Genomic DNA, 10,057 nt, shown 5'->3' with positions numbered 1-10,057 from the left:
ACGATCGCCCGGGTCTTGGCGTCGTCCTGCCGGCGGTCATCATCGGATTTTCCGCGCTTGAGGTATTCGATGGTCATGAACGGGTCCTTTGTCGTGGCGGGGTCGGCCGCCGTGGTCGAGGTAGATCCGCGGCGCGCAGGTGGAGAGCCACGGGATATTGATGACGGGCATCGCGGTACCGTGGGGGATGCCCTGAGCGCCTCGCGCGGGGGCGCAACAAGGGTGATTGCGCCATCGTCAAGGTAAAATGCACTCGATTGCAACAACGCCTAACAAGTGTTTACTGACTGCACAAGTCCATTTTGCAATCGTGTGCATGACGGTGCGAAATTTTTTTCCCGACTGCTCGCTCGATGCACGCAGGGCCCCGCCGCAGGATCAGGTTCGCGTGGTGCCTCGGTAGACCGGGAGCGGCTCAATCCGCAGCTTTCGGATCGGAGCATCGTCGCCTTCGATTGCGGCGATCAACTCGTCGACGGCCGTCGAGACCATCGAGTTCAGCCGCTGGCGTACGGTCGACAGGTTGAACGAGGGCCAGGCGGCCTGCTGCGAGTCGTCGAAGCCGACGACCGCGACGTCTTCGGGCACGCGCAGGCCGAGCTCGATACGGATCACGTCGAGCGCGGCGAACGCCATGTGATCATCGGCGACAAAAAGCGCGTCGGGCGGCTCGGGAACGTCGAAGAGCTCGCGCGTCGCATCCGCAGCATCCGCATAGTGGTAGTTGCCTACCGCGCGGGAATGCAGACTGTGCCCTGCCTCGGACAGCGCCGCAAGAAACCCTTCCTCGCGCTGCTGCTGGGTCGACGAGCCTTCGAAACCGGCGAGATGCGCGATGCGCCTGGGATTGCCACGGAGCAGCATCTCGGCCGCGACCCGGCCACCAGCGATATTGTCCGAGGTGACCGCGCGGAGCTGATCGCCCGGCTGGTCGCGGTTGAACAGCATGACCGGGATGTCACGCTCGCGCAGTCGCTCGGCAAGAGTCGAGGACAGCGAGACCGAAACCATGATCACCCCGTCGACGCGGTAGTCCATGATCGTCTGAACGACCGGTCCGACATCACCGACGGTCTTCGACGCCATGAACAGCAGCACGTGGTAGCCGTTCTCTTGCAGCGCGATCGACAGCTTCTCGACGGCCTCGGGGTAGAACTGGCTCTCGAAGTGATAGACCACCAGACCAATGATCCGGCTCTTGCCGGTGATCATCGCCCGCGCCAGCACGTTGGGCCGATAGCCCAGCTCTTCGGCGGCGACCCGGATCTTCTCGGCCATCTTCTTCGAGACCGACGCTCCGGGGGTGTAGAACCGGGACACGGCGGACTGGCTGACACCGGCCCTGCGGGCGACATCCACCGAAGTCACATTCTTTCCAGTCACATGCCGTTCCTCTCGCTGCGCATTGATCCGTCTACCCGCGGCCCGGGGCGCTGTCACCCCTGCAACCTCAGAGCCGCCGCGTAAGGCTCTGCCCGGTCTCGATATCGAACAGATGACAGGTTTCCGCCGGAATCTTCGCGGCGACGACCTCGCCGATCGAGGCCCGGAAATCCTTGGCCGCCTTGAGGTTCACCAGGTCCTTGCCGACCCGCACCGCGGCCATCGACGCCTCGCCCAGAAGCTCAAGCGCGTAGAGCGGCGCGGTGATGTCGCCGTTCTGCGGGACGAGGGTCACATCCTCGGCGCGGAACCCAAGGATCACCCGGCCCGACGGCCCGGTCGGCAGCCCCGCGAGCCGGATGTTCTCGGCCTCGAAGACACCGTTCGAGATCGTGCCCTCCACGAGGTTCATCGCGGGCGAGCCGATGAAGCTGGCGACGAACGTATTGGCCGGGTTGTCGTAGATTTCGGTCGGGGTGGCGACCTGCTGCACGACGCCACGGTTCATAACCACCACCCTGTCGGCGAGGGTCATCGCCTCGATCTGGTCATGGGTGACGTAGATGGTGGTTGTCTTCAACCTGTGCTGCAGGTTCTTGATTTCGGCGCGGGTGCTGACCCGCAGCTTGGCATCAAGGTTCGAGAGCGGCTCGTCCATCAGGAACACCGTGGGTTCGCGCACGATGGCGCGCCCCAGCGCCACGCGCTGCCGCTGCCCGCCCGACAGTTCGGCGGGACGCCGGTCCAGCAGCTCGGTCAGGTCGACCATTTCGGCAGCCTTCATGACGCGCTCGTGATGCTCGGCCTTCGGCACCTTGCGGACCTTCAGCGGGAAGCGGATGTTCTCGTAGACCGTGAGGTTCGGATAGAGCCCGTAAGACTGGAACACCATCGAGATGTCACGGTCCTTCGGCTCGAGATCGTTGACCACACGGCCACCGATGACAATCTCGCCACCGCTGATGTCCTCGAGCCCGGCGATCATCCGCATGGTCGTGGATTTGCCGCAGCCCGATGGCCCGAGCAGGACGAGGAACTCCTGGTCGGCGATGTGCAGGTCGAACTTGTCGACCCCGACCACGCTGCCCCACCGCTTGGTGACGTTTTTCAGAAGGATGTCGGCCATGAGTTACCCCTTGACGGCGCCGGCGGTGAGACCGCTGACGATCTGGCGTTGGAAGAACATCACGAGGATGAAGAGAGGAACGGTGGCCGAAACAGTTGCGGCAACCGCGTACATGATCGTGCCCTCGGTCTGCACCGTCCCGAGGAAGGAGTTGATCTTGGGGATCATTGTCTGGTTGTCCTGGTTGAGCAGCATGCCGGTCACCGCGAAGTCGTTGTAGGCCAGCAGGAAGCTGAACAGGCCGGTGGTGATCACACCCGGCCACATGACCGGCATGATCGCCAGGCGGAACGCCTGGAAGCGGGTGCATCCATCGACCATGGCGCTCTCATCGAGGTCCTTGGGGATCGACTTGAAGAAGCTGTGCAGCATCCAGATGGTAAAAGGCTGGTTGATCGCCACCAGTACGATGATCGCCGTCGGAAGATAGCCCCAGATGTTGAGCTCGAAGAAGGGCAGCAGGTAGCCCGAGACCAGCGTGATATGCGGCATGGCGCGGAATATCAGCGCCGCAATCAGGATCCAGAAGGTGTAGTTGCGCGTCGAGCGCGATAGTGCGTATCCGCCGAGCGTGCCGAAGAGCAGCGAGATCGAGGTCACGCAGATCGTGACGATCACCGTGTTCCAGACCGAATGATAGAACTCGCGCTCAATCCATGCGCCCTCATAACCGCCCAAGGTGTAGGCACCGCCGGTCTGTCTCTGCGTCGCCGGGCCGGAGATGGCGTTCCAGAAGGACTCGCGCGAAAAGAAGTCAGCCTGCACCTTGAACGAGCCCCAGACCGTCCAGAAGAACGGAAAGGCGGCAAGGACGAGCCAGGCGAGGAGGATCAGCGTCGTGGTGATCGCGAGCGGGCGGGAATAGCCGATCTTTGTGGTCATCAGCGGGCCTTCCGGTTGAAGTCGCGCCAGGTGCGGATGAGCACCGGCATCAGAAGAACGATTACGCCAACCATGGTCAGGATCGAGGTCGCCGCGGCAGAGCCGAAGAGTTGGTCGCTCTGCCCGCTCAGATCATTGTAGATCGACCACGAGAGCGACGTCGCGTTTGCCTCCGAGGAGAAGCCGATGATCGGCTCGAACACACGGAAGTTGTCCATCAGCAGCACCAGCCCGACGAAGGTCGCCAGCGGCGTCAGGTGCGGCATGACCACGTAACGGATGCGCTCCCAGCGATTGGCGCCATCGATCATAGCGCTTTCCAGGGTGTCCTTCGGCAGCGTCTGCAGCCCAGCGTAGAAAACCACGAAGGCAAAGGGGATCATGTGCCAGGTCCCGTAGACGATCAGGGTCACCCAGGTCAGCGCCGGGCTCGCCTTGAGGCTCAGCTCGGGATCGTCGAACAGCCATTGCAGCGAGGCGCCGATGACCCCATCGGAATTGATCATCCAAAAGAGGATCAGCGAGCCGAGCAGCGGCGTGACGATATAGGGCAACAGCGACAGGAAGATCACCGGCCCCCTGAAGAAGCGCGGGATGGTGTTGACCCCCAGTGCCACCGCGAATCCCAAGATCATCGACAGCGGCGTCACCAGGAAGGTGTAGACCAGCGTGAAGCTCAGCGCTTTGTAGAAAGGCAGATTGTAGATCCGGCTCACCACATCCCCGAGCCCATCATTGTCGGATAGGATCTCGCTCAACTCGGTCACCGCGAGGTGCGCACGGTTGAGATAGGTGCCGAACCCGTTGAAACGTCCAAGCGGTTCCGCCGCCTTGAGCGCGGCGGTGGCATCGGCATCGACCTTCGTCTCCGTCAGGCAGCCAAAGGGGCCGCAGTTCTCAACCGAGATCAGCACCTGCTCGTGCTCGACAAAGAGCGACTGAACCGCGACCGAAACGATCGGGAGCGCGATGAACAGGATCATGGCCAGGGCCGAGGGGAGAATGAAGGCGGCAAAATCGCGGTGGCGCATGGCCGTCTCCTTCTTGGATGACCCCCGGCCCCTTGGCCGGGAGTCTGGTCTAGTGTCAGTTGAGGAAGCCGGCTTCCTTAGCGGCGGTGCGATAGGCAGCCTCGACATCAGCCAGAGCCTGCTCGGCGCCTTCCTTGCCCTGCATGAAATCCACCAGCTCGGCCCCAAGGGCCGTGTGCAGCAGCCCCATGTAAGGCGATGTCGGATAGCCCTTGGCGCCGGCGGCGGCATTCCCCAGCACACCCCTTGCGGTTTCGGGGGCATCAAAATCTTTCATCAGCCAAGTGGCCGCCGACGGGTTCTCCTGCGCGATCTCCGGCCGAATGCCGTGGATCATCGCTATGAAGGATGCCTCTGCGTCGGCGTCACTGATGTTCTTGGCGATCGTGAAGCCGTCCCACCACAGCGCCGCCGCCGGGATCGAGCCACCGCCCACCGTCGGGGCGGGCGCAAGGATGGTCGCTGCACCGATCTCGGGCGCCGGGCCGTCGGGGTCGATGTGCCCGTTCACCATCGATCCCCACTGGTTCATGATCGCGACTTCGCCCGACAGATACATCGCCTTCATCTCGTCCGAGGTGACGGTCATGTACTCGGGCTGCATGTATTCTGTCAGCGCCTTCATCATCTCCAGCGTCTTAATGCCAGCCTCGCCGCTGATCGCCGGCTCGGCGCTGCCGGGCTCGAAGAACTCGCCGCCCATGCCGAGATACATGTTCACGAACTCCGCCGCGAGGTACCAGCCGGCCTGGTCTGAAGCTGCGAGAGGGTACTGCATGATCCCCTTCTCGCGGATCACCTTTGCCGCCTCGAGGATGCCTTCCCAGCTGGTCGGCTGTTCGAGACCGGCCTCTTCCAGCACGTCGTCGCGGATGAACAGATGCTGGCCGTTGCCCATGAAGGCGACCGCCATGGTTTTTCCGTCGATTTTGATCAGCTGGTTCGGCTGCAGGCTTTCGCCGTATTTTGCAACAAGCTCGTCGAGAGGACGGATCAGGTTCTTGTTGAGAAGCGGGACGATCGAATTGTTCGAGACCAGCGCGACGCTGTATTGCGCCGGGCTCACTGTAAGCGCCGGCACCTGGAGCGCCTTGTGCTCGGTGGTCATGTTCACCTCGACCTTTACGCCCTCGCCCGCACAGGTCTTCGCCTCGTCCAGGACGATCCCGAGCGAGTCGAAATCATTGGCCAGAATGCGGACGGTTCCACTCTCGATGCCGCAGCCGGCGTGCGCCACGCCCGCTCCCATCAAGAAGGCCAACGCCGTGGTGGTCAGTCGTTTCATAGGAATTCCTCCATGTTGGGGCCCGCCGGCGTGTGCTCCGCCGGTCGGGCTGGCCATGGGCGGGTGATCCCCGCCCCTGCATCACTTGTCCAGCGCATCCGAAGCCGAGGGAGCGTCGGCCATCTGCGCAAGTTTGATCTGCACCAGCAGCGACAGCTCGTCGAAAACGGTCCATTCGTCGACGATCTTGCCGTCCTTGTAGTGGTAGTGGCTCATGCCCATCACCTGAACCCGCTTGCCGGTCGGATCGCCGAGGCTGTCGAGACCGCCGAAGCCGAGGTGGTGCCCTTCCATCACCCAGCGCACCGCGACCTTGGTGCCGCCCTCGTTGCAGGGCGTGGAGCAGATGTGCTGCGGCGCGAAGGCGGCGTCGGGGAACGCCCCGACCAGACCGATGGCTTGGTGGCTGACCGAGGTGGTGCCGTAGAGTTCCTTCATCAACGGGCCATGATACATGACCGTCGGTGCGTAGACCTCGCGGATCTTGCCGAACATCTTCTTGTTGAACACCTCGTGCAGCCAGCTCAGCGTGTGGCGCTCCAGATCGTTGTTCGCGATGGAAAGATCAGCATGCTCGGCAGGGGGGTACTGGCCCATGAGCAAGCCGGTCTCGCCGATGTCGAGTTGCTTCAGTCCCTGTGCGAACTTCGCGGCGGCAAGCTTCTCGGCATAGGCCTGCTCGTCGAGGCCGAGCTGTTTCACGATGGCCATCTGGTCGGAAACGACCCATTCGCGATAGATCTTGTTCCGGTGGATCATGCAGTCGGCCACCGTGCGGCTCACGAAGGGGCGACCGTTGGCCGGCCCGTAGTGTCCGTTCTGCGAATAGCGCCCCGAGCCGGTCACCAGATGCGAGGTATAGAAGCCATCCTTGTCGTTGCCGTTCCAGACCACATGAGTCGCCATGCCGCGCCGCTCGGGCAGGCTCACCAGCCGCTGGATGGTGTCGCGCACCACGTCCTCGCGGTTGTAGATGGTGCCGGTGGGCAGGTAGAGCACGATGTTGTGGGTGTAATGGGTGTAGATCAGCCCGACGTCGCGCTCGTCCCAAATCTTGTGGGTGCAGCGCACGATGTAATCGACGATGTCCGAGTAGCATGGGTCGAACCCGTCCATGCCCTGTACTGGCGCGCGCCCCTCGGGCACCAGATCGGTAAAATCGGCGCGCTCGATGTTCATCACCTTGCCATCATGGGGCGCGTCGTCGCGTTTTGCCGCGGGTTTCGCCGTCTTGGGCATGGTTGCGGTGTCATCCTGAGTTGCCATCGATCCAATCCTGAAGTCTGTGGTGCGGCGTCAGAGCCGCGCTTGCATAGGTATTCAACAGAAAGTGGCCCAGTTTGACGCCGCGTTCAATGGCAAAGTGAATACTTATGCAAAATTCTAGGACCGCGCGCCCTTGCTGGCCCCCGGGCACGCGGGCGCTCTTGCCCCGACAAGATTGAATACTTATGCAAACAGGGAGAAACCAGACATGGAGATGCGGGATGACGCCGGCCGAACCAACCCCTGAGACTTTCCGCGAGACCCTGCGCAAACAGGGGATCGACCTGCCCGAATCCGATCTCGCTGCGGCGCTTCCCTCCGCGGTCCGCCTGCTAAGGGCGGCGAATCGACTGCTGGAGCAGACCGATGTCTGAGCTGATCGACCTGCCCCTGCGCGCACAGGCGGCGGCCTTGACCAGGCGCGAGACCTCCGCGAAGGAGCTTATGCAGACGGTGCTCGACAGGATCTCCAGACGCGACCCCAAGCTTCACGCCGTGGTCCACCTCGATGCCCGGGCAATGGATGAGGCGCAACGCTGGGATGATACTCCGCTTGAAGACCGCCCAACCCTGGCGGGACTGGCGCTCGGGGTGAAGGACATCCTAGACGTGGCGCAGGCTCCCACCCGCTGCGGATCGTATGCGCAAGACAAGCTGGCCCAAAGAGACGCCGCCGCCGTTGCCCGCCTGCGCCGCGCGGGTATGACGCCGCTCGCTAAGCTCGCCACCTATGAATACGCCCTCACGGGCCCCGCCTGGGACCAGCCGAACCCGCCCGCGCGCAACCCCTGGAACACGGCCCATATCACCGGCGGCTCGTCCTCCGGATCGGCCGCGGCGGTCGCGGGCGGCTTGCTGCGTGTCGCGCTCGGCACCGACACTGGCGGCAGCATCCGGGCCCCGGCAGCCTATTGCGGCATCGTCGGGCTGAAACCAACGCTCAGCAGCGTGCCGGATGCTGGGTGTTTCCCGCTTTCGCCCGCGCTGGACGTGATCGGCCCCTTGGCCGCCTGCGTCGAGGACGCGGCTCTGGTGATGGAGGCGCTGGTGCCGGACAGCAAGGCGGCGCGCGCCCTCGGCCAGGACATCGAAGGGCTGAGGATCGGCTATGCGCGGGACTGGTTTGTCGCCGACCCGGCCTGCGATCCAGCGCTCCTGCGGGCCATGGATGATGCCGCCGCAACGCTGTCGATGCTCGGTGCGAGGATCGAGCTCATCGACCTGCCCGACTACCAACCCCTTGAAGAGGCCGGCAGCGTGATCCTGCAGGCCGAGGCCTGGGAGGTGCACCGCGCCGCCCTCGCGGACCATTGGCCGCGTTATGGAGTCGACGCGCGGCGCAACCTCGTCACGGGAGCGATTTTGTCTGAGGCGCATGTCGCGGCGGCCCGGCGGGCAGCGGCTCGGTTCGGTGCGCAGGTGACCGAGCTGCTTGGCACCTATGCGGCGCTGCTGGCGCCGACGACGCTGGGGCCTGCCCCGAGGTTCGCCGATTTCGAGGACGGGCCGGTCTGGACGGCGATGCGCACGTTGCCGTTCAACATGTCCGGTCACCCGGCACTTTCGGTGCCCTGCGCACTGTCCGACGCCGGTCTGCCACTCGGACTTCAGCTGATCGGGCGCCATGGCGACGAGGCGACGCTGTGCCGGATCGGTCATGCCTACGAGCAGGCGGGTCCGAACATGCTGTGTCCGCCGATCACGTGCCCGGGAGCAGCCGTCTGAAACCGCATCGGGGCCCGCAAGGGCCCCGATCAAAGGTGTTTTACTGGCTGGTTGGGCCGATCAGGCCTCGACTTTCATCCGGTCGAGTCGCAGCTGCGCCGCGCGGCGATGGCCCTCCAGCGTTTCCGAAGCCGCTTGGCGTGCGGCGGGCGGCGCCACCTGCCTCACGCCCTCCTCGGTCAGCCACTGGTGCGTCACGGTCTTGATATAGGTGCCGACCCAGAGCCCGCCGGTGTAGCGGCCTGCACCCATCGTCGGCAGGGTGTGGTTGGTGCCCGAGCACTTGTCGCTGTAGACCACCGAGGAATTGGTACCGATGAACAGCGAGCCGTAGTGACGCAGCCGTTTCGAAAGGCCGTGCGCGTCCTCGGTGTGCACCTGAAGGTGCTCGGCAGCCACGATGTCGGAATAGGCGATCATCGTCGCCTCGTCCGGGCAAAGCGCGATCTCGCCGTAGTCGCGCCAAGCCTGCCCCGCGGTCTCGGCCGTCGACAGCGTGGCGAGCTGGGCGTCCACCTCTTTCAGCACCGCCTCGGCCAGCGCCGCATCGGTGGTGATCAGCCCGACTCGGGTGCGGGTATCATGCTCGGCCTGCGCCAGCAGATCGGTCGCGAGCATTTCGGCGTCACCGGTATGATCCGCGAGGATGAAGATCTCCGACGGGCCAGCCAGCTGGTCGATGCCCACGGGGCCAAAGACCTGGCGCTTCGCCTCGTTGACGAACGCATTGCCCGGTCCGACGATCTTGTCGACAGCCGGGACCGTCTCGGTGCCGAGCGCCATGGCCGCGATGGCCTGCGCGCCGCCGATGCGGAAGATGCGGTCCGCGCCCGACAGGTGGCAGCCGGCGATCATCGCCTCGTGCGCGTTGGGCGGCAGGCAGGCGATGACCTCTTCGCAGCCGGCGACCTTGGCGGGCACGATGGTCATGATCGGCGCCGAGAGCAGCGGGTAGCGCCCCCCGGGAACGTAGCAGCCCACACGTTCGAGCGGGATGTTGCGATGCCCGAGATGGACCCCAGGGCGCACCTCGACCTCGACCTCGGACAGCGACGCGAGTTGTGCCTCGGCGAAGGCCTGCACATTGGCGATGGCGAACTCGGTGTCGGCGCGGGTCTGCGGATCGAGGTTGGCCAAGGCTGCCTCACGTTGCGCGGAGGTGACCTCAAAGCTTTCCAACTCGACCTTGTCGAAGCGTGCCGAGTAGTCGCGGACCGCAGCATCGCCCTCGGCCTTCACGCGGCCGAGGATCTCGGCGACGAGCTCCTCGACGGGGCGGTTGTCGGCCACGGCGTCGCGCGCCGGCGTCTTGATGAAACGGATGCTCTCGGGAATGGGCAGACGGGTCATGGTGTCCTC

Annotated in this window: 9 protein-coding genes; 2 read left to right on the top strand and 7 right to left on the bottom strand. The window is 64.3% G+C overall.

The features are described from left to right. Positions 1-378: 378 nt before the first annotated feature. From G0Q01_RS09575 to G0Q01_RS09550, 6 genes are all read right to left on the bottom strand, one after another. Complete coding sequence (locus tag G0Q01_RS09575) at positions 379-1,383, bottom strand: LacI family DNA-binding transcriptional regulator (protein WP_164192679.1); 1,005 nt, start codon at positions 1,381-1,383, stop codon at positions 379-381. 67 nt (positions 1,384-1,450) lie between these two features. Then, a complete protein-coding gene (locus G0Q01_RS09570; protein ID WP_164192676.1) occupies positions 1,451-2,509 on the bottom strand; it encodes an ABC transporter ATP-binding protein in 1,059 nt (352 codons plus the stop codon). A gap of 3 nt (positions 2,510-2,512) precedes the next feature. Further along, positions 2,513-3,391 carry a carbohydrate ABC transporter permease gene (locus tag G0Q01_RS09565; protein WP_164192673.1) on the bottom strand — a complete coding sequence of 293 codons (879 nt, stop codon included), beginning with the start codon at positions 3,389-3,391 and terminating at the stop codon, positions 2,513-2,515. Beyond that, positions 3,391-4,422, bottom strand: coding sequence for a carbohydrate ABC transporter permease (locus G0Q01_RS09560; protein WP_164192670.1), 1,032 nt, complete (start codon positions 4,420-4,422; stop codon positions 3,391-3,393). Before G0Q01_RS09560 ends, G0Q01_RS09565 begins: the two co-directional genes overlap by 1 nt. Before the next feature lie 55 nt (positions 4,423-4,477). Next, positions 4,478-5,707, bottom strand: coding sequence for an ABC transporter substrate-binding protein (locus G0Q01_RS09555; protein ID WP_164192667.1), 1,230 nt, complete (start codon positions 5,705-5,707; stop codon positions 4,478-4,480). Positions 5,708-5,788: 81 nt separating this feature from the next. Further along, positions 5,789-6,973 (bottom strand): ester cyclase, encoded by a 1,185-nt coding sequence (locus tag G0Q01_RS09550; protein ID WP_164213311.1) that lies wholly within the window; start codon positions 6,971-6,973, stop codon positions 5,789-5,791. Positions 6,974-7,194: 221 nt separating this feature from the next. On the opposite strand from G0Q01_RS09550, the gene G0Q01_RS09545 reads away from it, so the two are divergent. Both G0Q01_RS09545 and G0Q01_RS09540 read left to right on the top strand, forming a co-directional pair. Beyond that, complete coding sequence (locus G0Q01_RS09545) at positions 7,195-7,347, top strand: hypothetical protein (protein ID WP_164192663.1); 153 nt, start codon at positions 7,195-7,197, stop codon at positions 7,345-7,347. Further along, positions 7,340-8,698, top strand: coding sequence for an amidase (locus tag G0Q01_RS09540; RefSeq protein WP_164213310.1), 1,359 nt, complete (start codon positions 7,340-7,342; stop codon positions 8,696-8,698). Before G0Q01_RS09545 ends, G0Q01_RS09540 begins: the two co-directional genes overlap by 8 nt. A gap of 60 nt (positions 8,699-8,758) precedes the next feature. Here G0Q01_RS09540 and hisD read toward each other — a convergent pair whose 3' ends face one another. Continuing rightward, positions 8,759-10,048, bottom strand: coding sequence for a histidinol dehydrogenase (gene hisD, locus G0Q01_RS09535; protein ID WP_164192657.1), 1,290 nt, complete (start codon positions 10,046-10,048; stop codon positions 8,759-8,761). Between the last annotated feature and the right edge of the window lie 9 nt (positions 10,049-10,057).

It is taken from the genome of Salipiger sp. PrR007 (assembly GCF_010499845.1).
GTDB lineage: Bacteria > Pseudomonadota > Alphaproteobacteria > Rhodobacterales > Rhodobacteraceae > Salipiger > Salipiger pacificus_A.
This window is presented reverse-complemented; position numbering and strand designations above follow the sequence as displayed.